This window comes from Nonomuraea sp. NPDC049158, assembly GCF_040648335.1.
GTDB lineage: Bacteria > Actinomycetota > Actinomycetes > Streptosporangiales > Streptosporangiaceae > Nonomuraea.
The window spans coordinates 882,465-906,979 of sequence record NZ_JBEZDM010000001.1 but is presented as its reverse complement, the minus strand read 5'-3'; the positions used below and the strand labels follow the sequence as shown (position 1 = coordinate 906,979).

Below are 24,515 nucleotides of genomic sequence, written 5' to 3'. Positions count from 1 at the left end.
GTGGTCAGGCGGTCACAGGTGCTCGCGCAGGAAGTCCGCTGCCGCGTCGACGGCCTGCGTGACGTACGGCTCCTGGTCGTAGAGGTCGATGTGCTGCTTGGCGTCGACCCAGACGAGCTTCTTGGGCTGGTCGAGCCGCCGGAACGCCTCCTCCGCGCCCTCCGGCGAGCAGAACCGGTCCACCACGCCGTGCACGATCAGCGCCGGTTTGGGCGACAGGAAGTCGGCGCCCATCACGTTGTCCATGGTGATCAGCTCGCGCACGCTGGCCCGGGTGACCTCGTTCGCCCAGGTCTCCGACGCGGCACGCGCGCCACCGTAGTAGGCGTACGGCTCGTCGCCGGGCATCGCCGCCTCCCCCTCCTCCGCCACGGCGGGCAGGTATTCCACCGGCCCGCCGAGGTCCTGACGCTCCAGCACCTCGGTGAAGGAGGCCAGGGCCGCCTGGTAGTCCATGCCCGAGCGCATCGCGTAGGGGTTGTTGTAGGCCCCGGCGATCCCGGCGAAGACCTTCACCCGGGGATCGAAGGCGGCGAACCGCAGCGCGTATCCCCCGCCCAGGCAGATGCCGACCGCGCCGATCCGCGCCGCGTCCACCTCGGGTCGCGACCGCAGCAGCGACACCGCGGCCCGCAGGTCGCCCAGCTTGCCCTGCGGATCCTCGTGGCGGCGCGGCTCGCCACCGGACTCGCCCCAGTTGCGATGGTCGAAGGCCAGCGTCACGTAGCCCCGCGCGGTCAGCCGCTCCGCGTAGAGCCCGGTGACCTGGTCACGTACGCCGGTGAACGGCCCGGTGAACACCAGACCGGGCCACGGGCCCTCTCCTTCGGGCACCCGCAGGTCCCCGGCCAGCATGATCTCGTCAGCGGTGAACTCAACCCTCATATGTCGATGATCCCGCCCTTGATGGGTTATGAGCCTTCGACCGGGCTATGAGTCGAAGCCGAGGCCCATTCGGTCGAGGGCGCGCAGCCAGAGGTTGCGCCTGCCCTCGTGCTGGTCGGCCTGGGCGATCGACCACCGGGTGAACTGGATCACCCCGGACCGCACCGGCTCCGGCGGGAACGGGATCGGCTTCTCGCGTACCATCCGCAGGTCGGTCCGCTCGGTGCGCTCGCCTGAGAGCAGGTCGAGCATGACGTTCGCACCGAAGCGGGTGGCACCGACTCCCATGCCGGTGTAGCCGACCGCGTAGGCCAGCCGACCGGCGTGCGCCTGGCCGTAGAAGGCGCTGAAGCGGCTGCAGGTGTCGATCACGCCGCCCCAGCGGTGCGTGAAGCGCACATCGGCCAGCTGCGGGAACGTGGTGGCGAAGTGCCCGGCGAGCTTGACGAAGGTCTCGTCGCGCTGGTCGTACTCCGGCTTGACCAGGCCGCCGTTGTAGTAGACGGCGTCGTAGCCGCCCCACAGGACGCGGTTGTCGTCGGTCAGCCGGTAGTAGTGGAACTGGTTGGCCCCGTCGCCGACGCCCTGCCGGTTGCGCCAGCCCACCTCGGCGAGCTGCGCCTCGGTCAGGGGCTCGGTCATGAGCGCGTAGTCGTACACCGGCACCACGAAGTGCTTGAGCCGCCGCAGCAGCGGCGGGAACACGCCGGTGCCGAGCGCGACGCGGCGGCCGGTGGCGACGCCGTGCGGGGTACGCAGGCTGATCGTGACGCCGTCGTCGATCAGCGAGCGGACCGGGCTGCGCTCGTAGACCCGGACGCCGAGCGACACGCAGACCTCGCGCAGCCCCCAGGCCAGCCGGGCGGGGTCGAGCATGGCGCAGCCGCTGCGGTCCCAGACCCCGCCCAGGTAGGTGGGCGAGTTCACCTCGGCCCGCACCTGGTCCTGGTCGAGAGCCACGTAGTCCAGGCCGAGCTCGGAGACGAGATCGAGGTGCTCACCGAGCGCGTCGAGCTGCCATGGCTCGGTGGCGACGTTCAGCTCGCCGGTGCGTTCGAAGGAGCAGTCGATGCCGTAGCGCTCCAGCGTCCGCTCGATCTCGTCGAGGTTGGCCACGCCGAGGCGTTCGAGCCGGTCGATCTCATCGGGCCAGCGTTCGAGGCCGTTGGGCAGGCCATGGGTGAGGGTCGCCATGCAGAAGCCGCCGTTGCGGCCGGAGGCCGCCCAGCCGATCCTGCGGCCTTCGAGCAGGACGACGTCCTGGTCAGGGTCGCGTTCCTTGGCCAGCAAGGCGGTCCACAGCCCCGTGAAGCCGCCGCCGACCACGACGAGGTCGGCGCTGGTGTCTCCGAAGAGCCGCGGTCGCGGCTCCGGTCTGGCCGGACTGTCCAGCCAGTACGGCTTGCGCTCCGCGTCAGCAAGCGCCTTCAGCGGATCCACACATTCCACTTCCCCACGGGTTCGGTTCGAGGACGTTCAGGCACGACGGCGAGCCGTGACCGAGGTGGCGATGGCGATCAGTACTCCGACGCCGAAGATCAGCGTACCCATGACGTTGACCTGCGGCGGGATGCCGGTCTTGACGGACCCGACGATCCACAGCGGGAAGGTGACGGTGGAGCCGTTCACGAAGCTGGTCACCACGTAGTCGTCGATCGACAGCGCGAACGACAGCATCGCCCCCGCCAGCACACCCGGCAGGATCGACGGCAGCGTCACCTGCCGGAAGGTTCCCCAGCTGGTCGCCCCGAGATCCTTGGCCGCCTCCTCGAGCGAAGGATCCAGCACGATCACCCTGGCCCGTACGGTGACGACGACGAACGAGAGCGAGAACAGCACGTGCGAGACGATGATCGTGTTCGCGTCGCGCGGCACGTTGCCCGAGACGAACAGCGACAGCAGCGACGCCCCCATGACCAGCTCGGGCGTCGAGATCGCGGCGAACACCAGGAAGTTCGTCACCCCCTGGCCCCGGAAGCGATAGCGGCCGATGGCCAGTCCCAGCATGGTGCCGATCACGACCGTGATGAGCGTGCTGACCAGGGCGATCACCAGCGAGTTGCGCAGTGCGACGGTCAGGTCGGAGATGTCGAAGAGCTGGTGGTACCACTTCAGGGTGAAGCCCTGCCAGGTGGTGTTCGACTTGCTCTTCTTGTCGTTGAACCCGAACAGGATCATCACCGCGATCGGCGACGACAGCCAGACGATGATCAGCCAGGTGTAGGCGTGCAGCAGCCGGTCCCCGAGCCCGCGGCCCCTCATCGAGCCGCCGCCTCGAGGACGTTCTCGGTGCCGAGCGCCTTGGCGTAGATGAAGATGCCCACGAGCAGCACGGCCATCAGTGTGAACGACAGCGCCGAGGCCGTCGGGTAGTCGAGGTTCGTCAGATACTGGGTCTGGATGATGTTGCCGATCATCGTGTTGGACGTGCCGCCGAGGATCTGCGCGTTGACCGGGTCCGCCGTGGCGGGCACGAACGTCATCAGCACCCCGGCGAACACCCCCGGCAGCGACAGCGGCAGCACCACCCGGCGGAAGGCCGCCGTGCGGGAGGCGTACAGGTCGTAGGCCGCCTCGATGATCCGCGGATCGACCCGCTCCAGCGCCACGTAGATCGGCAGGATCATGAACGGCAGGAAGTTGTAGGTCAGCCCGCCCACCACCGCGAACGTCGTGGCCAGCACGTGGAAGCCGACGGGCAGCACGCCCCAGCTCTTCAGCGGGCCGAACAGGACGCCGTCGTCGGCCAGCAGGAAGCCCCACGAGATCGTCCGCAGCACGAACGACACGAAGAACGGCAGCAGCAGCAGGAACAGGTACATCGACTTGCGCGCGCCGCCCTTGAAGGCGATCCAGTAGGCCACGGGGTAGCCGATGACCAGCATCGCCACCGTGGCGAGCCCGCCGTACAGGAGGGAGCGCAGGAGCTGCGGGCTGTAGCGGCTGAGCGCGTCGGTGTAGTTGGAGAAGCTGAACGTCATGGCGAAGCCGTCGATCGCGTTGCCCGTCTGCAACGACACCGACGCCATGGCGGCCATCGGCACGACCAGGAAGATTCCCAGCCACATCCAGCTCGGCAGCGCCAGCAGGTAGGGGGTGAGCCGCCTCATCGGCTACGCCTGCGTGATCGACTGGAAGATCGGGTTGAACACCTGCTCCTGCTTGGTGGTCAACTTGGTGTAGGTGCGCAGCTTGGCGTAGTCGGCCTCCGACGGGAACATCAGCGGGCTGTCCACCATCTCCTCCAGTGACTTCTTCGCCTCGCCCTTCGCCTTCGCGGCGTTCTCACGCAGCAGATCCTGTACGGCCGGCACCGGCGTGACGTACTGGATGAACTCATCCAGCTCGGCGGCGACGGCCGGCTGGTAGAGGTAGTCCATGAGGATGAGCGCGTCGAGCGGGTTGGCGGCGTTCTTGGGGATGAGCATGTTGTCGGTCCAGATCGTGCCGCCCTCCTCGGGCACGACGAACTTGACCGGCTCACCGGCGAGCTGGCGCTGGAAGACGTCGCCCGACCAGGCCATGCTGATCCAGACGTCGCCCTTGGACACGGCATCGATATAGCTCTGGTCGTAATATTTCCGGACAATTCCGGCGTCGCGTTGGGCCTTGAGCTTCGCCCCGGCCTTCTGCCAGTCGGCCTCGGTCGACTTCTCCGGGTCCAGGCCCAGGGCGAACATGCCGAAGTTGGCGATCTCCTGCGCGTCACTCATCATGCCGACCCGGCCCTTGTACTTCGGGTCGAAGAGCGCCTCGATGCTCTTGGGCTCGTCCTTGACGTACTTGGTGTTGTAGGCGATCCCCGTCACGCCCGACGTGTACGGCATCGTGTAGACGTTGCCGGGGTCGTAGGCGCGATCCTTGTACTTGTCGCCGACGTTGGCCAGGAAGTTCGGCATCTGCGAGTGGTCGAGCGCCGTGACGTAGCCCAGGTCGATCATGTGCTGGAGCTGGACGCCGTTGGTCATCACGACGATGTCGAAGCCGAGCGACTGGCCCGCCCTGAGCACGGGGTCGGCCTTGCCGAAGAACTCGGCGTTCTCCTGGATGACCTCCTTGTACTCGTAGGAGATGCCGGTGGCCTGCTGGAACTTCTTCAGCGGCGCCTGGTTCTCGGGCATGTACTCGGGCCAGTTGGCGAAGACCACCCGGCCGTGCTTGGTCTGCTTGGCCCAGAACTCCTTGACGGCGTCGGCCTTGGGCGGCGCCGCCTTCTTACCCTGCACGCCGCAGGCGGCCAGGGCGAGCCCGGCGGCGGACAGGCCGGCGATCCTGAAGGCGTCTCGACGGGTACGGGCTTGGGTCATGCCCCTCAGGAGGGCTGGGTTGATCGAGGGGTCCATGAATCAACTTCCGATCGCATAAGAGTGCTGCGCCCTCCACGACAGCCAGACGGGATCGCCCCGCTCCGCGGTGGTCGTCGAGTCGAGCGCGTTCTGCTGGAACACCGTGATCTCGGCCCCGTCCGCGAGGCTCACGGCGTAACTGTTGTAGGTCCCCAGGTAGACCACCTCGGCCACGGTGCCGGGCACGGCGCTGACGTCGCCGTCGGGCTGCTCCGTCGAGATGGTGATCTTCTCCGGCCGGACGGTCACGGTGACCTGGCCGTTCTGCTCGGGCACCAGCACCCGGCCGCCGCCGACGGTCAGCACGCCGCCGGCCGCCGTGCCCGCCAGCAGGTTGGAGGTGCCGATGAACCCGGCTACGAACGCCGTCGCCGGCCGCTCGTAGATCTCGCGCGGCTTGGCCAGCTGCTCGACCAGGCCGTCGTTCATGACCGCGATCCGGTCGCTCATGGTGAGCGCCTCGCCCTGGTCGTGCGTCACGTACACGAACGTGATGCCGACCTCGCGCTGGATGCGCTTGAGCTCGATCTGCATGGCCTGGCGGAGCTTGAGGTCGAGCGCGCCGAGCGGCTCGTCCAGCAGGAGCGCCCGCGGCTTGTTGACCAGGGCGCGGGCCAGCGCCACCCGCTGCTGCTGGCCGCCGGACATCTCGCGCGGCCGGCGCTTCTCCCGGCCGGTGAGATCGACGATCTCCAGGATCTCGCCGACGCGCTGCCTGATCTCCGCCTGCGGGACCTTGCGCTGCTTGAGCCCGAACGCCACGTTCTCCCACACGCTCATGTGCGGGAACAGCGCGTAGGACTGGAAAACCATGTTCACGTCACGCTTGTTCGGCGGGACATCGGTCACGTCCTTGCCGTGCAGCCTGACCACGCCACGCGAGGGGTCCTCGAACCCGGCGACCATCCGCATGGTCGTGGTCTTGCCGCACCCGGACGGGCCGAGGAGCGAGAAGAACTCCCCCTCGGCGATGCCCAGCGTTATGCCCTTCACGGCCTGGACGACCTCGCCGTGCGAGAGGTACTCCTTGACGACGTCATCCAGTTCGATCGCGTTCAAATCGGCCATGTCCCGGCACAGTCCTTAGTCGCCGATGTAGTGCATGACATGCTTGACCCGGGTGTAGTCATGCAGACCGAACACCGAGAGATCCTTGCCGTACCCCGAGTGCTTGAAGCCGCCGTGCGGCATCTCCGACACGAACGGGATGTGCGTGTTCACCCAAACCACGCCGAAGTCGAGCCTGTTGGACATGCGCATGGCGCGGCCGTGGTCGGAGGTCCAGACGGAGCCGCTCAGGCCGTACCTGACGTCGTTGGCCTTGGTCAGCGCGTCGGCCTCGTCGGAGAAGGTCTGGACGGTGATGACCGGGCCGAACACCTCGTTCTGCACCATCTCGTCGTCCTGCTTGAGCCCGTCGACGATCGTGGGGGCGAAGAAGTACCCCTTCTCGCCGACCCGGTGACCGCCGGTGAGCACCTTGGCGTGCGCCGGGACGCGCTCGATGAAGCCCTGCACCCTGGCCAGCTGGTTCTCGTTGTTGAGGGGGCCGTACAGCGCCTCGTCGTTGGACAGGTCACCGGTCACGGTGCCGGCGGCGGCCTCGGTGAGCGCGGCGACGAACTCGTCGTGCACGCTCTCGTGGACCAGCACGCGGCACGCGGCCGTACAGTCCTGGCCGGCGTTGTACAGGCCCGCGGTGGCGATGTCGCCGGCGGCCTTGCGCAGGTCCCTGACGTCCTCGAAGACCACGACGGGCGCCTTGCCGCCGAGCTCCAGGTGCACCCGCTTGAGGTCGTCGGCGGCGGTCTTGGCCACCGACATGCCGGCGCCGACGGAGCCGGTGATGGCGACCATGGCCGCGGTCGGATGGCCCACGACGAGCGCGCCGGTCTCCCGGTCACCCGTCACGACGTTGAAGACGCCGGCGGGCAGCACCTCGCCGAGGATCTCGGCCAGCTTGAGCGTGGAGGCCGGGGTGGTGTCGGACGGCTTGAGCACGATCGTGTTGCCGGCGGCCAGCGCCGGGGCGATCTTCCAGACCGCCATCATCATCGGGTAGTTCCACGGCGTGACCTGACCGATCACACCGATCGGCTCGTGCCTGATGACGCTGGTGTGCTCGGCGAGGAACTCACCCGAGGTGGGGCCCTCCAGCGTACGGGCCGCCCCGGCGAAGAAGCGGAAGTGATCGGAGGCGACCGGAGTCTCGTCCTCGGCCATGCGGGCCCGCGGCTTGCCGGTGTTCAGGCACTCCGCCTCGTTGATCTCGTCGGCGCGGGAGTCGATGGCGTCGGCCACCTTGAGCAGCAGGTTGGCCCGCTCCCCCGGGGTGGTCCGGCCCCACGACTCGAACGCGGCAGCCGCGGCGGCGTAGGCGGTGTCGACGTCCTCGCCGCCCGAGATCGGGGCCTGAAGGTAGGCCTCGCCCGTGCAGGGGTCGATGACATCGGAGAATCGGCCGCTCTTGGCGTCCACATACTCACCGTTGATGAAGTTCTGCAGACGGGTCGTCATGCGCTCTCCTTCGTCGGTCGCCTGACCAAGGTGCTGTGCCTATGGATGACCTCGACAAGCTCGGTCATATGACCTCCTGGTGAGGTGGCTGAGATGCCGAGACTCTTACAGAGCACACGCCTCACGACAAGGGATTTCGTGGCGAATATACCAAATTGCTACGAATTCGCTTGACAGAGCGATCAGAACTGACACCATGTCGCACCAGGACGGCAACACCGCGGGAATGCGCCCGCAACGCCGGACCGCTAGGAGGATCCTCGCAATGTCCACGCCGCCCCGCGTACGACGCAACAGTGACGCGCCCTCTGGGCCGTTCGTGCTCGACGATCTCTCCAAGCAGATCATCGAACAGCTGCAGAGCGACGGGCGCATGCCGTACGCGGCGATCGGCAAGGCCGTGGGCCTGTCGGAGGCGGCGGTCCGGCAGCGGGTACAACGCCTGCAGGAGGCCGGGGTGATGCAGATCGTCGCGGTCACGGACCCCCTGACGCTCGGCTTCCCGCGACAGGCGATGATCGGGGTCAACTGCGAGGGCGACCTGGAGTCGGTCGCGGACGAACTGGCGGCCATCGACGAGATCGACTATGTCGTGCTGACGGCCGGGTCGTTCGACGTGATCGTCGAGGTGGTGTGTGAAGGGGATGGGCACCTGCTGGAGATCCTCAGCAAGATCCGGGCCATCCCGGCTGTGCGGGCCACCGAGTCGTTCGTGTATTTGAAGCTGCGTAAGCAGACTTACTCGTGGGGGACGCGCTGAGCTGACTGTAGGCGGGGTCTGTACGCCCGCCTACAGTCATCGTCGTTTACATGTGGGGCAGACGAAGAGCTCCTCCACCGTGGAGACCAGAGCTACCCGATCCAGCCACAGCTCAAGCCGCGCAACGTTACCGCAGGTCGCGATGCGCTCACGGTCACTATCGGACAACGCAACCCCGCGGGCCTCGAGTACCCTGAGGATCACTTTGACCATGCCCTTGATATCGCTCACGGTGAACCGATAGGGATCGGTCTCAGGCAAAGATTTCCTCCACCGTGGAGGCCAGAACCGCCCGCTTCATCCACAGCCGGAGGCGTGCGATGTCACCACAGGTCGTGATGCGCTCACGGTCACCGTCGGACAGCGCCATCCCTCGAGTCTCGAGCACCATGAGCAGGCACTCGATATCCTCCTCGACGCGCCCCTTGGCCACGCCCTTGGCGAGCAGGCTCTGTGCGTACTCTCCCTGGTAGACGTAGGTCTCTGTGGCCATGAGTCGCTCCATTTCCTTCTGCGCGTTGCCTGTCAGCGCCACGGTGACATATTCAGCGTAGCGTCGGGCCACGTCCGAATCGAGGCTGTCCAAAGCCTCCGTCAGGGTGGCGAGGATGTCCGCTATCAGCGGATGCTTGCTCTGCGTGATCGCGGAGATGGCCGCCAGGCCGATGTTGCCGACGGCTTCGGCCACATCCGTGATGACGGGAGTGTTGTCGGGCCCGATCACCAGCGGGGTGAGAGTCAGGCCCGGATGGCCGGTTTCGATGGGAAGAGCCGCCCACTCGGCGGTCCTTCGCTTGGGGCAAATGACGACGAGGCAGACGGGACACTTATCGCGGGCGCGGAGGTTGGCGATGTAGGCGAGCCAGGACAACCGCTTCCTCTCGTCCTGCTCCAGTTGAACCTCGGCGATGACCCCCAGCTCGGCTTTCTTGGGGTCATCGCCGTACAGCAGTGCCGCGTCCGCCCGGTAGACGGCCGGTACGCATTCCGACAAGTCGCAGGACACCTGGGCGCCCTTGGACTCCTCGGGTATCGGGAGGGCGAACAGCTCGCGCAGCATCCGCGCCGTAAGTTCGGGGTCGAGAGTGGTGATCCCGACCAGCCCCTCGTGCAATGGGGTGATCATGGCCGAGATATTACTCTACGTAGTCATGTAAAGACTCTCAGTTTCCAAGCTGGATGGTGGCGATCTCCCAAGGGCGCAGGGGAAGGTGGACCGTGCCGGAGGAGACGGGGATCGGGTCGCCTGGGCGGCCGCGGAGGTCGGCGTGGCGGGCCTGAGTGAACGTGCCGGAGATGATGGCGTTCGTGGGGGTTTCTGAGTACGCCACGACGCGGAGTTCGTGTCGGCCGTCGCGGACCCTGAGCGAGGTCATGACCACGCCGTCGCCCGTCACCGACAGGCCGGAAGCCGCCGGGGGCAGGGCGAGTGACGGGTCGCCGGTGCCGGGCACCGCGAGGAGATCGTGCCGGAAGGTCTCGGCCGCCGGCGGGACCGCCGCCCACGACTCGCCGTACGGCATGAGCGCGAGGCTGACCGAACGCAGGCCGCGCGACTGGGCGGCCGGGGTCGGCAGCTGGGGACCGGCGGGCTCGGGGCGCATGACGTGCAGGTTGCGGGAGAGGTAGCCGACCGAGCGCAGCAGGGTGAGGGCCAGCTCCGCGCCGTCGTCCACCAGCTCGTACTCGGTGACGTGCTCCAGCAGCGCCGCGACACCACCGGCGGCCACCCACCCGGAGGCCGGGAACGTGGGCAGCGGCTCCTCGCCGCAGCCGCCCTCCGAGGACAGGCCGCGGGTGACGACCGCGAACTGGCCCTCCGCGTGCGAGGCCGCCGCCCGCGTGGGCAGCGGTACGTGCAGGCGTACCCGGTGGTCGGAGCAGCGGTTGTCGAACGAGACGTGCAGTCTGACGTACGGCTCTCCGGCCCGCAGTTCGACCCGCGTGTCGACGACGATGTCCTCGGTCGCCTCGGTCCTGGCGGCGGCCGGGATCTCCGGGGTGCCCTCGATGCCCTGGCCCGCGGCGGGCCAGCGGTAGGTGCGGCGGACGTCGAAGGCGGCCACCAGCGGGCCCGAGCAGACCGGCGTCAGCTCGACCGACACCGGGTCTGACACGATCCGGTCCTCGGCCGGGGGCGCGTAGTTGTAGGTGTCGCCCACGTCGCCGCCGTCCACGATGCGCCCGGCGCCCGTGAGGGTGATCCCGTCGGCGCCGGTCAGCGCCAGTGTCCCGTCCGCCGCCACCTCGACGCGCAGCAGCCCGTTGTCGAGCGCCCGCTCCTCGGCCCGCACCCCGACGACCGGCGCGCTCACCGCGGATGAGGCACCGGACGCCGGTCGGATGCTGGTGCGTCCCAGGGGTGGCGTCTCGACGAGGGCGGCGACGGTACGGCGGGCCTCGGCGACGATGCGTACCCGGGTCACCCCGTCGAGCGCCCCGCGCAGCTGCGCCACGTTGAAGGCCGTCGCCGACTCCCGCGCCACCGTGAACGTCAGCGTGCCGTCGTCCACCGACCAGCCGGTGATGTGCTGCCCGTACAGCTCCGTGCCGTGGATGAACGTCAGCGCGGTGGCCGGGTCCATCTCGGCGTCCAGCAGCAGCGTGGGCGCGTACTCCAGGGTCTGCGCGGGCACCCGCGCGCCGGTCGGGTCCACCAGGGGATCCCGGCCCGCCACGTCCACCAGCACGACGCCGCGCCGCGTGGCGGGCGTCGGGTTGACGACGAGCACCCCGTCCGAGGGGACGGCGGCGGACAGCCGGGCGGTCACCATGTCGCGTACGGCCTGCCCGAGGTGCTCGGCTTCGGCGATGCGCGCGGCGACCTGCTGGGCCGTGTCGTCGACGCCGCAGCCGGTCACCGAGTCGTGGCCGCTGGCGTCCACCAGCCGCCACCACGCCATGTCGAGGAAGCGGCCGGGCCAGTCGCCGCCCCAGAGGGTGGCCAGCGGCTCGGCGTAGCGCTCGACCATCCGCTCGGCCCGGCCCATGGCCTGCTTGACGTGGGCGCGGACGGAGATGACGCCGGGCAGGATGTTCGCGCGGGCGTGGGAGCGCAGCTCGCCGGAGACCCGGGGCAGCCCCTCCACATCACCCGAATAAGCACCGATATATCCGGACAAGGTGTCCATGCGGGCGCCGATGTCCGCCACCATGCCGGGCAACCCGCGCACGGGGGCCGAATGGTCGGTCCCGTACATCGCCAGCAAAGCCCCCTCGGGCCCGTGCCACTCCCGCATCCGCTCGGTGAACTCGGCGGCCCGCTCCGGCAGATGCGCCGGATCCTCGAAGAGGTGCGCCCCATTGCCGTAGCCGCCGGCCGGCAGGTACTGGGTCCGCAGCGCCGTGCCGTCGGGCGCGACCCAGGCGAAGGCGTCGGTCACTACGGACGACGGCACACCCCGGTAGACGCAGGCGTGCAGCAGCCCGGCCCGCCGCAGAATCTGTGGCATCTGCGCCGTGTGCCCGAACATGTCGGGCAGGTACCCCACCGGCATGGCTCCGCCGAGCTTGTCGGCCCGGTTCATGCCGAGTTCGAGGTTGCGCACGATGTTCTCGCCCGAGCACAGGAACTCGTCGAGCAGGATCTGCCACGGCCCGACCGCCAGCCGCCCGGACTCGACCAGCGCGGCGATGCGGTCGCGGTTCTCCGGCCGCACCTCCAGGTAGTCGTCCACGCAGGCCAGCTGCCCGTCGAGGGTGAAGTGGTAGTCGGGCTCGCGCTCCATCGTGTCGAGCACCTCGTCGAGCAGCGCCACCAGCCGCAGCCGGAAGCGCTGGAAGGGCTCGTACCACTCCCTGTCCCAGTGCGTGTGCGGGACGACGACGATTTCGGCGCTCACGCGGCTTCCCCTCCGATGGGCAGGTCATGCTGTACGGCATAGCGCGCGGCGATGCTCTGGGCCGTGACGATGTCGGCCAGCCCGCCGGCCGCGGCGGTGAGCGGCGGCTCGTCCTCGGTGACATAGGCGTGGAAGGCGGCCAGCTGCACCTCGAACGCCTCGGTCACGTCACGCCACTCGGCCCGGCTCTCGCCGCCAGAGCCGTCGCCCGAGACCACGGTCAGCGTCGTGGGCGCGTTCATGAGGTAGGGAGAGGGGAAGACCAGCTCCAGCGAGCCCTTGTCGTGGTGAATGACCACGGTCTCCCGGTAGGCGGGGTAGTCCTCCAGATAGTGCCACCGGATCGAGAACCGCCCGCTGACCGGCAGCGTCCCGGAGATCTCGACGGACCCGGGCCCCGGCCCCCACGTCTCAACAGCCGAAATTTCGGCAGGCGACCCGCTAAATCGCCGAAGGAGCGACAAATCGTGGCATATCGAGCCGAGTGCTACCCCGTAGAGGGCCCGTACCGAGTCGGGAGCCGACTCCCCCAGCGCCCGGGAGACCAGCGAACGCTCCGCCGCGCGCAGCGAGGCCAGCAGTTCGGGGCCGACGTCGCGGGCCGGCGTCAGGCTCGCGAAGGCCAGCTGCGACTCGGCGCTCGGGTGCAGCACGGTCACCTCGACCGACCGGATCGCGGCCGGGCCGCCCAGCTCGGCCAGCAGCGCCTCGGCCCGGCGCACGGCCGGGTCGTACTGCTTCATGTAGCCGACCATCAGCCGCCCCTCGGGCAGCGCCTCGACCTCGGCCCTGGTCAGCGCGAGCGGCTTCTCGCAGAGCACGGCGTAGCCCGCGGCCAGCGCCCGGCGTACCGGCTCGCCGTGGGAGCCGGAGGCGAGGATGAGCACGGCGTCGAACCCGCCCTCGGCCAGCATGCTCTCCACGGCCGTGAAGCGGCCTGGCGCGCCGAGCCGGTCGCCGACGACGTCGGCGAGAGCTCGCGACAGGTCACAGACGGCGGTCACTTCGAACAGGTCGCGGCGCCTCGACAGCAGCGGCACGTACACCGCCTGCGTGACGGCGCCACATCCGACAAGCGCGATCTTCAAAACCCGATCCTCCAGCGTGGGGTCAGCTTGGGGGTCACAGTCCCAGTTCTCTCAGCTTCTCGCGGTTGGCGGCTTGATCGGCGATGTTCCGCTCAACCGACCTTCGGCCGGGCAGGGTGTCCTGCTCGATGATGATCCAGCCCTGGTAGCCGATCTCGTCGAGCGCGCGGACGACGCCCGGCAGATCCAGCTCGCCCTCGCCCAGCGGCGCGAAGCCGCCCCGGCCCATGAGCTCGCGCAGGTCCACGCCGTCGGCGAGGGCCTGGCCGAGTATCGCGGTGTCGCCGTCCTTGACGTGCACGTGGCCGACCCGGTCCGACCAGTCGCGCAGGGCGGTCACCGGGTCGCCGCCGGCCAGCAGCAGGTGGCCGGTGTCCAGGCAGAGCTGTACGTCGGTCAGCTCCAGCAGCCGCTCGACGTCCTCGGGCGTCTCGACGTAGGTGCCGAGATGGTGGTGGAAGGCGGGCTCGAAGCCGCGTTCGCGACAGCGGTCGGCCGCGATCTGGACGCGGGAGGCGTAGCCGGGCCAGTCGGCGGCGGCCAGCCCGGGAGCGTTCCCGCCGGGCCTGGCGAACCTCGCCGGAGAGCCCGAGCAGCCGAGCGTGGGCCGGGGCGCCAGGTGCTCGGGGGCGGCCGGCGCGGCGGCGAACACGTCGAGCGTCGCGTCCAGCGCGGTCAGTCCCTTCTCGAACTCCACGGGGTCGCTGTAGCGCAGGTCGGCCCAGCCGCCGGCGAGCAGCAGCCCGTCGAGGCGTTCCACCAGGTCGGCGCCGGTGCCGAGATAGCCGATGGGCCCCAGGTCGATGCCCGCGTAGCCGGCGTCGGCGAGCGCGCGGACCATCTGGTCGGCGCTCAGCGGGGGCGGCGCGTCGGCCAGTTCGAACACGCCGAAGCTCACGGGGGCGTTGGCGACTCGTGTCACGCGCATATGGCGATCACCTCGTTCTCGTACGTTTCCAGGCGGTGCCGTCCCTCTCCCGCGGGGACCAGTACCCGCTCGCCGCGGATGACCTGGCGATCGCCGCCGGGGCGCACCAGGACGAGGCCGTCGGCGTCGAGCGCGAGCAGCTCGTCGCCCAGCCTGAGCAACAGCGGCTCGCCGGGGCCCGCGGAGATCGCGGTACGGCCCGCGGCGACGGCATCGAAGATCGTGCTGGTGTCCTCGGCCAGGACCCAGGTGGTCGGCGCGCCCGGCAGGCCGTCGTCGCCGACGCGGTGGAAGTCGCTGGCGCCGATCGCGACCAGGTCGGGTCCCCATGCGTCGGCCCAGGCCAGGGGCGCGCCCCAGCGCCGGTCCCACCAGCCGGAGTGCCAGACCTCGGCGATCCGCGGTCGCTCGCTCAGCGGCTGGAGCCAGGCGCAGTCGCCGCCGAGCGGGTGGTTGATCGACATCAGCCCGCCCTCGCGCGCGGCGTGCCGGACCCAGGAGTCGGCGGGCTGCCGGAAGTCCACCCAGCCGACGTCGCCGAACACGTTGGCGTGGCCCCGGTCGGTGGTCACCTCCTGGCCGGGCAGCAGGGCGATGCCGCGGTCGTCGCCGAGCCAGGGGTGGTGGCTGACGGTGTTGTGGTCGGTGACGACCAGGAAGTCGAGGCCGCGGCCCTTGGCCAGCTCGGCCAGCTCCGGGATGGTCAGCACGCCGTCGCTGTGGACGGTGTGGGAGTGGAAGTCGCCCGCGAACCAGCGCAGGCCGTCGACACCGGGCAGGTCGCGGCGCGGCGGCCGGTCCCCGTGCGGCGGCTCCTCGATCACCGGCCGTGGGAGCGCGGCGGCCGCGGTGCGGATCTCCAGCGTGTAGTCGAGGCCCTGCGGCGGCACCCGGTGCAGCCGCAGCCACACCTGCCACGTCCCCGGCTCCAGCGCGCCGGGCAGGTAGCCGGGGGTCGCCCAGTCGGCGGTGATCGTGTACTCGTCGCGCGCGCCGCCCGACCAGCCACGGAACCCGTCGGGCGAGCCGCAGCCGAGGTCGAGCACGCCCTGTGACCGGTCGAAGCTCAGCCGTACGGTCAGCGCGCCGGTGCCGGCCGGCACCTCGAAGGGCACCTCGCGCAGGATCCGCTCCAGCCGGTCGTCCAGGCTCCAGTGGCCGCGGATCACGGTCATGCCGACACCAGCTCGCCGTCCCGGTAGACCAGGGCCCGGTCGCGGCGCGGCGCGGCGAAGCCGTCGGCGCCGATCGAGGGCTCGCCGCCCTCGGGCACGACCGCCTGCACGAGCACCTCGCCGACCTCCAGCGTCACCAGGTGGGACGCCCCCAGGTTCTCCACGATGACCACCTTCCCACCCAGCGAGCCCTCGACGGGCTCGGCCGAGTAGGTGTTGTACTCGGGTCGCACGCCGTACACGACCCGTTCGCCGTCGGTCAGCAGGCCCTCGGCCGAGACGGGGACCGGCACCTTGCATCCGGCCACCTCCAGCGTGTCACCGTGGACGGTCCCGTGGAGCAGGTTCATCGGCGTCGAGCCGATGAAGCCGGCGACGAAGGTGTTGGCGGGCCGTTGGAACACCTCGGCCGGCGTCCCGATCTGACGGATGTGCCCGGCTTCCATGACGGCCATCCGGTCGGCCATGGCCAGCGCCTCGGCCTGGTCGTGGGTGACGAAGACGGTGGTGACGCCGAGCTCGCGCTGCAGCTTCTTCAGGAACGTCCGGGCCTCCAGGCGGAGGCGGGCGTCGAGGTTCGACAGCGGCTCGTCGAACAGGAACGCCTGCGCCTGCGTCGCCATGACGCGGGCCAGCGCGACCCGCTGCTGCTGGCCGCCGGACAGCTGGCCGGGGCGCCGGTCCATGAGCTGGTCCAGGCCCAGCCTGGCGCCGACCTCCTCGGCCTTGCGCTGCCGGGCGGCCTTGCCGACCTTCTTGATGCGCAGCGGGTAGGCGATGTTGTCGGTGACGTCCATGTGCGGGAACAACGCGTAGTCCTGGAAGACCATCGCGATGTCCCGGCCGCCCGGCTGGACGCCGGTCACGTCGCGCTCGCCGATGACGACGGAGCCGCCGGTGGCGGTCTCCAGCCCGGCGATCGTGCGCAGCAGCGTGGTCTTGCCGCAGCCGGACGGGCCGAGCAGGGCGAAGAACTCGCCGTCGGGGATGGCCAGGTCGAGCGAGTCGAGCGCTTTGACTCCCCCGGGGTAGACCTTGGTCAGGGCTCGCAGTTCGATTGCGGCCATCAGCGCTTGATCCCTCCGTGGAAGCGGAAGCCATACTTCTTGCTGACGAACAGGTACATGAGCACCACGGGGACCGAATAGAGCAGGCCGAACGTGGACAGCAGGGTGAGGTTGGCCTGGCCGCCCTCGGTGTAGAGCGTGTACATGATGACCGCCGCGGGCTGCTTCTCGACATCGCTGAGCAGCAGGTACGGCATCAGGAAGTTGCCCCACACGTTGGCCACGGCCCACACCGCGATCGTCGCCAGCCCCGGCCGTACCAGGGGGACGACCACGTGGCGGACGATCTGCAGCGGTGAGGCCCCGAAGACGCGCGCCGACTCCTCGTAGGACTTCGGCGTGGAGTCCATGAAGTCCTTGAGCATGAAGATCGCCGCGGGCAGCAGGCCGCCGGTCAGGATGAGGATCACCCCGAACTGCGAGTCGATCAGGTTCAGCTCGACGGCCAGCTGGAACAGCGGCACCATCGCGGCCGTGCCGGTGATGATCGAGGACAGCAGCAGCAGCGCGTAGAGCAGCGCGTCGCGGCCCGGCAGCCGCACCCGGCTGAGCGCGTACGCGGCCAGCGCCGCGAAGACCACCACGAGCAGGGCCGTGCCGACCGCCAGCACCAGCGAGTTCAGGAGCGACGGAAGCGCGTACGGGTGCTCCAGGATCGCCCGGAAGTTGTCCAGCGTGAAGTCGGGCACCCGGACCTCGTAGGTGGGGTCCGACGTGAGCGGCGCGGCGACCAGCCACAGCAGGGGGATGGTGAAGAAGGCCAGCAGCACCGCGATCAGCGTGTAGAAGCCGATCCGGCCCAGCACGAACCGCGTCATTTCTTACTCCTGAGCAGGCGCAGGTAGAACACCGCCACGACCAGGTTGATCAGCAGGATGACCGTGGAGACGGCCGCGCCGTAGCCCAGCTCCTGGCCCAGCATCGCCACCTTGTAGACGTGTACGGCCAGCACCTCGGTCTTACCGTCGGGCCCACCCGCGGTGAGCATGAACGGCGTGAAGTCGTTGAACGTCCACAAGCTGATCAGCAGGAGGTTCGTCAGGATGTGTCCCCTGATGTGGGGGAACACCACGTCACGTAACTGCTGCCAGCCGGAGGCCCCGGCCAGGCGGGCGCTCTCCAGGTGCGAGGGCGGCACGTTCCCGAGCGCGGCGCCGTACAACATCATCGAGAAGGCGGCGCCGCGCCAGGTGTTGAAGATGACGATCGACAGCATCGGGTGGTCGAGCAGCGGCGCGAATCCCGGGACGTGCAGCAGCGCTTGGAGTGTGCCGCCGTCGCGGTCGAGCAGCGCCACCCACAGGAACGAGACCACCGCGCTGGGCAGGATCCAGGCCAGGATGACCAGGCCCTCGACGGTCCGTTTGAGCGGTCCGGTGCGATCGCGCATCAGCCAGGCGATCGTGAACCCGAGCACGACCTGGCCGATGACGGCCGAGCCGAGCACGAACTGGACGGTCAGCCAGGTCGAGTTCCAGAACGCGGGATCGGAGACCGCCTTGACGAAGTTGTCCAGGCCGACGAACTGGGGCTCGACGGCGGCGGTGCCCGTGAGGCGGTAGTTGGTGAGGCCGAGGTAGAGGACCCAGAGCGCGGGGAAGACCAGGAACACCGCGATCAGCGCCAGCGCGGGCGCCACGAACGCGCCCGCTCTCAGCCTGCCCAGGCCCGCCGCATCGGAGCTGAAGCGGCGGGCGGGCGCGTCGTCAATGACCTCAAGAGGCGATGTTGCCTGCGCCACCGACGATTCCTTCGAGCTTCTTCTGGTAGTCCGCGGCGGCCTGGTCGGGTGCCGTGCCCCCGACGACGGCGGCCGTGGCCTCCTGGAGCGCGGCCGACACCTGCGGATAGACGGCGACCGGCGGCCGGTAGGCCGTCAGCGGCAGCACCTTCTCCGAGATGAACGTCAGCAGCGGCTCCCCGGCGAGGATCTCCTTGTTGACGTCGGTGCGCGGGGTGATGCGCACGTTGCCGTCCTTGGTCTCCTCCTTCAGGGCGTCCGGCGAGAGAGTGAAGGCCAGCAGGTCGAAGGCCTCCTTCGGATGCTTGCTGTTGGGGTTGACGGTCCGCAGCGCGCCGCCCGACATGCTGACGAAGTCCTGGCCGCGCAGTCCCTTGCCGGGCTCCATGGCGGGGATCAGGGCGTAGCCGACGGTCTGGTCACGGTCGGCCATCTTGGCCACGCCGTCCTTGGGGTTGACCACGCCGCGCCAGAAGTAGTCGCCCTCCATCAGGATGCCGATCTTGCCGCCGGCGAACTGCTGGAAGGACTTGTCGCGGCCCTTGGCCTCCTGCTGGAGCTTGGGGTCACCGAGGCCGCTGCCGCCGTAGATCTTCTGGTAGAGGCCGAGCGCGTCCTTGAGCGGCTGGGAGGCGCCGGTCCACTTGCCGTCCTTCTGTACCTCGCCGCCCGCGCCCGCCAGCAGCGGGAGCACGCCCTGCATCGAGGTGGCCTCGCCCATCGCGGTGCCGGCGTTGATCTGGATCGGCACCGGTACGCCCGCCGTCTTCAGCTTGGCGCCCGCGTCGAGGATCTCCTGCCAGCTCTTCGGCTGCCAGTCGGCGGGCAGCCCGGCCTTCTGGAAGAGCGTCTTGTTGAAGTAGAGCACCCGGCCGTCCGTGCCGACGGGCAGGGCGTACTTCTTGCCGTTGAAGGTGGCCAGCCCCTGGACCGATTCGGGGATCTGCTGCCAGCCGTCCCAGCTGTCGGCGCTCGCCCCCACCAGATCGGACAGCGGCTTGATGTAGCCCGCCTCGGCGAACTCACCGGCCCAGATGCCGTCGAGGTCGATCACGTCCGCGCCCTTGCCTGACTTCAGGTCGAGGGAGAGCTTGGTCTTGTACTGCTCGTCGTCGACACCGCTGGGGATGAACTTGACCTTGACGTCCTTCCCCTTCGCCTTCTCGGCCGCCTCGAACTTGGGGGCGACCCAGTTGGCGAGGAAGTCGGCCGCCGCCGCGTTCTTGCCGCCCGCGATGGCGTTCTGGGCGATCGTTAACTCGATCGTGCCACCGGAGTCGCCGCCGGACGACTGGCCGCACGCGGCGAGCCCCAGCGTGGACACGGCGAGGACCGCGACCGCGCCTACCGACCTTTTCCGCAATCCCATGCAAACCCTCCGACATGTCCTTAAAGCCAGGAACCCGGCCAATATGTCATGACATCCAGATGACGTAAAGGCCTGCCGATATTTCGGGAGTGTGTCCGCATGCTGCATCTTTGTCACGAGGAGGTCTCGGCGGCGGTCCAACCCTAGACGATCCACTTACTGGGGTTTCGGTCAGGGAAGAAAGACCGGCATAGCGGACATCCGAATGTCATGACAATATGCCATAGTAGGCACGAAGGCTCCGTCACTGGAGGTGCGTTGTACGACCTGATCACGATCGGCCGCTCCGGGGTCGACGTCTATCCGCTGCAGACCGGCGTGGGCCTGGCCCATGTCGAGACCTTCGGTAAGTTCCTCGGCGGGAGCCCGACAAACGTCGCGGTCGCGGCCGCGCGCCACGGGCTGCGCGCCGCCGTGATCACCGCGGTCGGCGCCGACCCCTTCGGGGAGTACGTACGGCAGGCGATCCGCGGTTTCGGCGTGGACGACTCCTTCGTGGCCACCGTCCAAGGTCCCCCGACGCCCGTCACGTTCTGCGAGATCTTCCCGCCGGACGACTTCCCGCTCTACTTCTACCGGGGCGAGCATCCACCGGACCTGCAACTGACCGCCGAGTCGCTGGACCTGGCCGCGATCCGGGACGCGAAGCTGTTCTGGTTCACCGGCACCGGCCTGAGCCAGGAGCCCAGCCGAGCCGCGCACGCCGCCGCCCTGGCCGCGCGCACGTCCGGCTTGACCGTCTTCGACCTGGATCACCGCCCCATGCTGTGGGAGTCGCCCGAGGCTTCCCAGGAGGCGGTACGCCAGGCGCTTCCGTACGCCAACGTGGCCGTCGGCAACCTCGACGAGGTGGAGAACGCGGTGGGCACCCGCGACCCGGAGGCGGCCGCGCAGGCGCTGCTCGACGCCGGGATGCGCGTCGCCATCGTCAAGATGGGCCCCAACGGGGTGCTGGCCCGCAGCCGGGAGGAGTACGTGGTGGCGGAGCCGGTCAAGGTCGACGTGGTCAACGGCATCGGCGCGGGCGACGCCTTCGGCGGCGCCGTCTGCCTGGGGCTGCTGCGCGACTGGCCGCTGGAGCGGACGATCCGCTTCGCCAACGCCGCCGGGGCCTACGTGGCCGCCCGCCTGGCCTGTGCCGACGCGATGCCCACGACTGACGAGGTGCAGGCACTCCTATGAGCGACATGACGCTGCCCCGAACCGCCCGCTACGACCACCTGACCGACATCCGGGCCACCAGGCCGGACGAGATCGAGCGCGCCGCCGCCCGCCGGCAGCGCCGGGGACTGCCGGGCGAGGGCGAACGCCTGCTGATCATCGCGGCCGACCATCCGGCGCGCGGGTCGCTCGGCGTCCGCGACCGGCCACTGGCCATGGCCAGCCGCCCCGACCTGCTCGACCGGCTCCAGACGGCGCTGGCCAGACCCGGCGTGGATGGCATCCTGGCCTCCCCCGACGTGCTGGAGGACCTGCTGCTGCTCGGCGCGCTGGAGGAGAAGCTGGCCTTCGGCTCGATGAACCGGGGCGGTCTGCAGGGCTCGGTGTTCGAACTGGACGACCGGTTCACCGGCTTCGACGCGGCCGCCATCGACGCCATGCGCCTGGACGGCGGCAAGATGCTCTGCCGCATCGACCCGGCCGACCACGCCACCGTCACCACGCTCGAGTCGTGCGCCCACGCGGTCAGCGACCTGGCCCGCCGGCGACTGCTGGCGATGGTCGAGCCGTTCTGGGCGGCGCGTACGGAGACGGGCGTCCTGCGCAACGACCTGTCGCCCGAGGCGGTCATCCGGTCGATCAGCGTCGCCCAGGCACTCGGCACGACCTCCGCCTACACCTGGCTGAAGATCCCCGCGGTCGCCGAGATGGAGCGCGTCATGGCCGCCACCACGCTGCCCGCGCTGCTGCTCGGCGGCGACCCGCCCGACATCGACGCGGCCTACGCCGACTGGGATCGCGCGCTGCGCCTGCCAGGGGTGCGCGGGCTCGTCATCGGGCGCGCGCTGCTCTACCCTCCGGACGACGACGTGGCCGCCGCGGTGGACGGCGCGGCCGCTCTGGTTCGAGAGGTGCGCTCATGACATACCTTCCGTACGGCAAGGCCGCCGGCGGGTCGTGGTCGGTGGAGATCACGCCCGCCTTGGCCGGTTGGACCTACTCGGGGCTGCGCGTGGCCGACCTGGGCGGCTCGGTCTCCTTCTCGACCGGGGAGGAGGAGATGCTGGTCCTGCCGTTGTCGGGTTCGTGCACGGTGATGTGCGGTGGCGAGCGGTTCGAGCTGACAGGCCGCGCGTCGGTCTTCGCTGGGCCTTCTGATTTCGCCTATATCCCGATTTCTACGGATGTGACGGTCGAGGGGTCGGGCCGCATCGCGTTCCCCTCCGCTCGGGCGACCCGGCGACTGGCCCCACGGTACGTCCCGGCCTCGGAGGTGCCGGTCGAGATCCGGGGCGCGGGCCAGGCCAGCCGTCAGGTGAACAACTTCTGCGCCCCCGGCGTCTTCGAGTGCGACAAGCTCGTGGCCGTGGAGGTGCTCACGCCGAGCGGCAACTGGTCGTCCTATCCCCCGCACAAACACGACACCCCCAACGAGGGCGAGGCCGTGCTGGAGGAGATCTACTACTTCGAGGTGGCCGGCGACGGCCTGGGCTACCAGCGCGTCTACTCCTCCGAGCGGGGCCAGATCGACACGCTGGCCGAGGTCTCCTCCGGTGACGTGGTGCTGGTGCCCTATGGCTATCACGGCCCGTCGATGGCCGCGCCCGGCTACGACCTGTACTACCTGAACGTCCTGGCCGGTCCCGCCGAGGAGCGGTCGATGGCGTTCTGCGACGACCCCCGGCACGCCTGGATCCGCTCTTCCTGGGACGGCCAGGCCATCGATGCGAGACTGCCGTTCGGGAGGACTTCATGACCCGTTTGACCGTGGCGCAGGCCGTGGTGCGCTTCCTGGCCCACCAGTGGAGCGAGCGCGACGGCGTCGAGCACCGGCTGTTCGGCGGCTGCTTCGGCATCTTCGGCCATGGCAACGTGGCCGGGCTCGGCCAGGCGCTCGCCACCTCGACCGAGGACCTGCCCTACCACCTGAGCCGCAACGAACAGGCCATGGTGCACGCGGCCGCCGCCTACGCGCGGGCCGCCAACCGGCTGTCCACCCTGGCCTGCACCACCTCGATCGGCCCCGGCGCGACCAACATGATCACCGGCGCGGCGGGCGCGACGATCAACCGGCTGCCCGTGCTGCTGCTGCCTGGCGACGTGTTCTCCACCCGGGTCGCCAACCCGGTACTCCAGGAGCTCGAAGACACCCGCTCGTACGACATCTCGGTCAACGACTGCTTCAAGCCGGTGTCGCGCTTCTGGGACCGGATCAACCGGCCCGAACAGCTCCCATCGGCGCTGCTGGCCGCCATGCGGGTCCTCACCGACCCGGCCGAGACGGGCGCGGTGACGCTGGCGCTGCCGCAGGACGTCCAGGCCGAGGCGTACGACTGGCCGCAGGAGCTGTTCGAGCACCGCCTCTGGCACGTGCCGCGACCACGCCCCGAGCGGGTGGCCCTGGCGCGGGCGGCCGAGCTGATCAAGTCGGCGAGCCGGCCGTTGATCATCGCCGGCGGCGGGGTGATCTACAGCGAGGCCACGGCCGAGCTGCGGGCCTTCGCCGAGGCGTACGGCATCCCGGTCGCCGAGACGCAGGCGGGCAAGGGCGCGCTGCCCTACGGGCACCCGCTCGCGATGGGCGCGGTCGGCGCGACCGGCACCACGGCGGCCAACGCGCTGGCCCGCGAGGCCGACCTGATCATCGGCGTCGGCACCCGCTACAGCGACTTCACCACGGCCTCCCGCACGCTCTTCTCCGCCGAGACTCGGTTCGTCAACCTGAACATCACCGGCTTCGACGCCGCCAAGCTGTCGGGGCTCCAGCTCGTGGCCGACGCCCGCGAGGGGCTGACCGAGCTGACCGGGGCATGCGCGGGCTGGAGCACCCCGGAGGCATACCGCTCGCGCGCCGCCGTGCTGACCGCGGCCTGGGACGCGGTGGTGGACGAGGCGTACGCGCTGGACGGCCGGCCGATGCCGCAGTCGGCCGTGATCGGCGCGGTCAACGCCGCGGCCGGCGACGACGGCGTGGTGGTCTGCGCGGCCGGCTCCATGCCCGGCGACCTGCACAAACTGTGGCGGCCGAGCGGGCCTGGCAGCTATCACGTGGAGTACGGCTATTCCTGCATGGGCTACGAGATCGCCGGCGGGCTGGGCGTCAAGATGGCCGTCCCCGACCGTGAGGTGTTCGTCATGGTGGGCGACGGGTCCTACCTGATGATGGCCCAGGAACTCGTCACGGCCGTCTCCGAGGGCGTCAAGCTGATCGTGGTGCTGGTGGACAACTCCGGCTTCGCCTCGATCGGCCGCCTGTCGGAGAGCGTCGGCGCCCAGCGGCTCGGCACCTCCTACGCCTACCGGGGCACCGGCCGTTACGACGGCGACGGCCTGCCGGTGGATCTGGCCGCCAACGCCGCCAGCCTCGGCGCCACCGTGCTGCGGCCCGACACGCTGACCGACTTCCGCAAGGCTCTGGAGGCGGCCCGCGCCGCCGAGGAGACGACCGTGATCTATGTCCGTGCCGACCCCATGCTGGACAGCCCATCGTCGGAGGCGTGGTGGGACGTCCCGGTCGCCGAGATCTCCACGGCTCCTGAAGGCCCTATGGTGCGCGCTTCGTACGAGTCCGAGAAGAGCGCCCAGAAGCCGCACATCACGCCCACCTGACAGAAGGAGCGCTACTCCACGCCCGCT

At 69.6% G+C, this 24,515-nt stretch carries 22 protein-coding genes; 5 read left to right on the top strand and 17 right to left on the bottom strand.

Features of this window, described 5'->3' with window-relative positions:
• Positions 1-12 precede the first annotated feature (12 nt).
• From AB0B61_RS04035 to AB0B61_RS04005, 7 genes are read right to left on the bottom strand one after another with little or no spacing between them, the layout of a single operon-like run.
• Positions 13-885, bottom strand: coding sequence for an alpha/beta hydrolase (locus tag AB0B61_RS04035; protein WP_358427570.1), 873 nt, complete (start codon positions 883-885; stop codon positions 13-15).
• A 45-nt stretch (positions 886-930) separates the two neighbouring features.
• The gene (locus tag AB0B61_RS04030; protein ID WP_358427567.1) at positions 931-2,325 is read right to left on the bottom strand and encodes an FAD-dependent oxidoreductase; all 1,395 of its coding nucleotides are present in this window, start codon (positions 2,323-2,325) and stop codon (positions 931-933) included.
• A gap of 36 nt (positions 2,326-2,361) precedes the next feature.
• Positions 2,362-3,147, bottom strand: coding sequence for an ABC transporter permease (locus AB0B61_RS04025; protein WP_358427564.1), 786 nt, complete (start codon positions 3,145-3,147; stop codon positions 2,362-2,364).
• Complete coding sequence (locus tag AB0B61_RS04020) at positions 3,144-3,995, bottom strand: ABC transporter permease (RefSeq protein WP_358427561.1); 852 nt, start codon at positions 3,993-3,995, stop codon at positions 3,144-3,146. Before AB0B61_RS04020 ends, AB0B61_RS04025 begins: the two co-directional genes overlap by 4 nt.
• Before the next feature lie 3 nt (positions 3,996-3,998).
• Positions 3,999-5,192 carry a spermidine/putrescine ABC transporter substrate-binding protein gene (locus AB0B61_RS04015; RefSeq protein WP_358427558.1) on the bottom strand — a complete coding sequence of 398 codons (1,194 nt, stop codon included), beginning with the start codon at positions 5,190-5,192 and terminating at the stop codon, positions 3,999-4,001.
• A 39-nt stretch (positions 5,193-5,231) separates the two neighbouring features.
• A complete protein-coding gene (locus AB0B61_RS04010) occupies positions 5,232-6,299 on the bottom strand; it encodes an ABC transporter ATP-binding protein (RefSeq protein ID WP_358427555.1) in 1,068 nt (355 codons plus the stop codon).
• Positions 6,300-6,314: 15 nt separating this feature from the next.
• Complete coding sequence (locus AB0B61_RS04005; RefSeq protein ID WP_358427553.1) at positions 6,315-7,748, bottom strand: gamma-aminobutyraldehyde dehydrogenase; 1,434 nt, start codon at positions 7,746-7,748, stop codon at positions 6,315-6,317.
• Positions 7,749-8,013: 265 nt separating this feature from the next.
• Between AB0B61_RS04005 and AB0B61_RS04000 the strand changes: the two genes are divergently transcribed.
• Entirely contained in the window at positions 8,014-8,508 is a 495-nt protein-coding gene (locus AB0B61_RS04000; RefSeq protein WP_225290547.1) for an Lrp/AsnC family transcriptional regulator, read from the top strand.
• A gap of 36 nt (positions 8,509-8,544) precedes the next feature.
• On the opposite strand, the gene AB0B61_RS03995 is transcribed toward AB0B61_RS04000, so the two are convergent.
• The 10 genes from AB0B61_RS03995 to AB0B61_RS03950 are packed head-to-tail and all read right to left on the bottom strand — an operon-like array spanning position 8,545 to position 19,718.
• A complete protein-coding gene (locus AB0B61_RS03995) occupies positions 8,545-8,769 on the bottom strand; it encodes a hypothetical protein (protein ID WP_357656423.1) in 225 nt (74 codons plus the stop codon).
• Positions 8,762-9,634: a hypothetical protein gene (locus tag AB0B61_RS03990; protein ID WP_358427550.1), complete on the bottom strand. Its 873-nt coding sequence runs from the start codon at positions 9,632-9,634 to the stop codon at positions 8,762-8,764. The genes AB0B61_RS03995 and AB0B61_RS03990 overlap by 8 nt, the downstream gene beginning before the upstream one ends.
• Positions 9,635-9,671: 37 nt before the next feature.
• Positions 9,672-12,350, bottom strand: coding sequence for an alpha-mannosidase (locus AB0B61_RS03985; RefSeq protein ID WP_358427547.1), 2,679 nt, complete (start codon positions 12,348-12,350; stop codon positions 9,672-9,674).
• A complete protein-coding gene (locus tag AB0B61_RS03980) occupies positions 12,347-13,438 on the bottom strand; it encodes a Gfo/Idh/MocA family oxidoreductase (protein WP_358427544.1) in 1,092 nt (363 codons plus the stop codon). The genes AB0B61_RS03985 and AB0B61_RS03980 overlap by 4 nt, the downstream gene beginning before the upstream one ends.
• Positions 13,439-13,472: 34 nt before the next feature.
• Positions 13,473-14,366: a TIM barrel protein gene (locus tag AB0B61_RS03975; RefSeq protein ID WP_357656429.1), complete on the bottom strand. Its 894-nt coding sequence runs from the start codon at positions 14,364-14,366 to the stop codon at positions 13,473-13,475.
• Positions 14,357-15,541 (bottom strand): CehA/McbA family metallohydrolase, encoded by a 1,185-nt coding sequence (locus tag AB0B61_RS03970; protein ID WP_358427541.1) that lies wholly within the window; start codon positions 15,539-15,541, stop codon positions 14,357-14,359. Before AB0B61_RS03970 ends, AB0B61_RS03975 begins: the two co-directional genes overlap by 10 nt.
• Positions 15,538-16,608 carry an ABC transporter ATP-binding protein gene (locus AB0B61_RS03965; RefSeq protein WP_358427538.1) on the bottom strand — a complete coding sequence of 357 codons (1,071 nt, stop codon included), beginning with the start codon at positions 16,606-16,608 and terminating at the stop codon, positions 15,538-15,540. Before AB0B61_RS03965 ends, AB0B61_RS03970 begins: the two co-directional genes overlap by 4 nt.
• Complete coding sequence (locus tag AB0B61_RS03960; RefSeq protein WP_358427535.1) at positions 16,608-17,426, bottom strand: carbohydrate ABC transporter permease; 819 nt, start codon at positions 17,424-17,426, stop codon at positions 16,608-16,610. Before AB0B61_RS03960 ends, AB0B61_RS03965 begins: the two co-directional genes overlap by 1 nt.
• Complete coding sequence (locus AB0B61_RS03955) at positions 17,423-18,349, bottom strand: sugar ABC transporter permease (RefSeq protein ID WP_358427532.1); 927 nt, start codon at positions 18,347-18,349, stop codon at positions 17,423-17,425. Before AB0B61_RS03955 ends, AB0B61_RS03960 begins: the two co-directional genes overlap by 4 nt.
• Positions 18,324-19,718, bottom strand: coding sequence for an extracellular solute-binding protein (locus AB0B61_RS03950; protein WP_358427529.1), 1,395 nt, complete (start codon positions 19,716-19,718; stop codon positions 18,324-18,326). Before AB0B61_RS03950 ends, AB0B61_RS03955 begins: the two co-directional genes overlap by 26 nt.
• 258 nt (positions 19,719-19,976) lie before the next feature.
• Here AB0B61_RS03950 and iolC point away from each other — a divergent pair, with 258 nt between their 5' ends.
• The 4 genes from iolC to iolD are packed head-to-tail and all read left to right on the top strand — an operon-like array spanning position 19,977 to position 24,488.
• On the top strand, positions 19,977-20,900 hold the full coding sequence (gene iolC / locus AB0B61_RS03945; protein ID WP_358427526.1) for a 5-dehydro-2-deoxygluconokinase: 924 nt from the start codon (positions 19,977-19,979) through the stop codon (positions 20,898-20,900).
• Positions 20,901-20,905: 5 nt separating this feature from the next.
• On the top strand, positions 20,906-21,802 hold the full coding sequence (locus AB0B61_RS03940; protein ID WP_358427693.1) for a deoxyribose-phosphate aldolase: 897 nt from the start codon (positions 20,906-20,908) through the stop codon (positions 21,800-21,802).
• Complete coding sequence (gene iolB / locus AB0B61_RS03935) at positions 21,799-22,635, top strand: 5-deoxy-glucuronate isomerase (RefSeq protein WP_358427523.1); 837 nt, start codon at positions 21,799-21,801, stop codon at positions 22,633-22,635. The genes AB0B61_RS03940 and iolB overlap by 4 nt, the downstream gene beginning before the upstream one ends.
• Positions 22,632-24,488 carry a 3D-(3,5/4)-trihydroxycyclohexane-1,2-dione acylhydrolase (decyclizing) gene (gene iolD, locus AB0B61_RS03930; protein WP_358427520.1) on the top strand — a complete coding sequence of 619 codons (1,857 nt, stop codon included), beginning with the start codon at positions 22,632-22,634 and terminating at the stop codon, positions 24,486-24,488. Before iolB ends, iolD begins: the two co-directional genes overlap by 4 nt.
• Positions 24,489-24,515: the final 27 nt, after the last annotated feature.

Excerpts from the sequence above, each read along its gene's own strand:
- AB0B61_RS04020 (WP_358427561.1), bottom strand. The coding sequence starts at position 3,995 with ATGAGGCGGCTCACCCCCTACCTGCTGGCGCTGCCGAGCTGGATGTGG.
- AB0B61_RS04010 (WP_358427555.1), bottom strand. The coding sequence starts at position 6,299 with ATGGCCGATTTGAACGCGATCGAACTGGATGACGTCGTCAAGGAGTAC.
- iolB (WP_358427523.1), top strand. The coding sequence starts at position 21,799 with ATGACATACCTTCCGTACGGCAAGGCCGCCGGCGGGTCGTGGTCGGTG.
- AB0B61_RS03965 (WP_358427538.1), bottom strand. The coding sequence starts at position 16,608 with ATGGCCGCAATCGAACTGCGAGCCCTGACCAAGGTCTACCCCGGGGGA.
- iolD (WP_358427520.1), top strand. The coding sequence starts at position 22,632 with ATGACCCGTTTGACCGTGGCGCAGGCCGTGGTGCGCTTCCTGGCCCAC.
- AB0B61_RS04025 (WP_358427564.1), bottom strand. The coding sequence starts at position 3,147 with ATGAGGGGCCGCGGGCTCGGGGACCGGCTGCTGCACGCCTACACCTGG.
- AB0B61_RS04035 (WP_358427570.1), bottom strand. The coding sequence starts at position 885 with ATGAGGGTTGAGTTCACCGCTGACGAGATCATGCTGGCCGGGGACCTG.
- AB0B61_RS04000 (WP_225290547.1), top strand. The coding sequence starts at position 8,014 with ATGTCCACGCCGCCCCGCGTACGACGCAACAGTGACGCGCCCTCTGGG.
- AB0B61_RS03940 (WP_358427693.1), top strand. The coding sequence starts at position 20,906 with ATGACGCTGCCCCGAACCGCCCGCTACGACCACCTGACCGACATCCGG.
- AB0B61_RS04015 (WP_358427558.1), bottom strand. The coding sequence starts at position 5,192 with ATGACCCAAGCCCGTACCCGTCGAGACGCCTTCAGGATCGCCGGCCTG.
- AB0B61_RS03950 (WP_358427529.1), bottom strand. The coding sequence starts at position 19,718 with ATGGGATTGCGGAAAAGGTCGGTAGGCGCGGTCGCGGTCCTCGCCGTG.
- AB0B61_RS03990 (WP_358427550.1), bottom strand. The coding sequence starts at position 9,634 with ATGATCACCCCATTGCACGAGGGGCTGGTCGGGATCACCACTCTCGAC.
- AB0B61_RS03960 (WP_358427535.1), bottom strand. The coding sequence starts at position 17,426 with ATGACGCGGTTCGTGCTGGGCCGGATCGGCTTCTACACGCTGATCGCG.
- AB0B61_RS04005 (WP_358427553.1), bottom strand. The coding sequence starts at position 7,748 with ATGACGACCCGTCTGCAGAACTTCATCAACGGTGAGTATGTGGACGCC.
- AB0B61_RS03975 (WP_357656429.1), bottom strand. The coding sequence starts at position 14,366 with ATGCGCGTGACACGAGTCGCCAACGCCCCCGTGAGCTTCGGCGTGTTC.
- AB0B61_RS03970 (WP_358427541.1), bottom strand. The coding sequence starts at position 15,541 with ATGACCGTGATCCGCGGCCACTGGAGCCTGGACGACCGGCTGGAGCGG.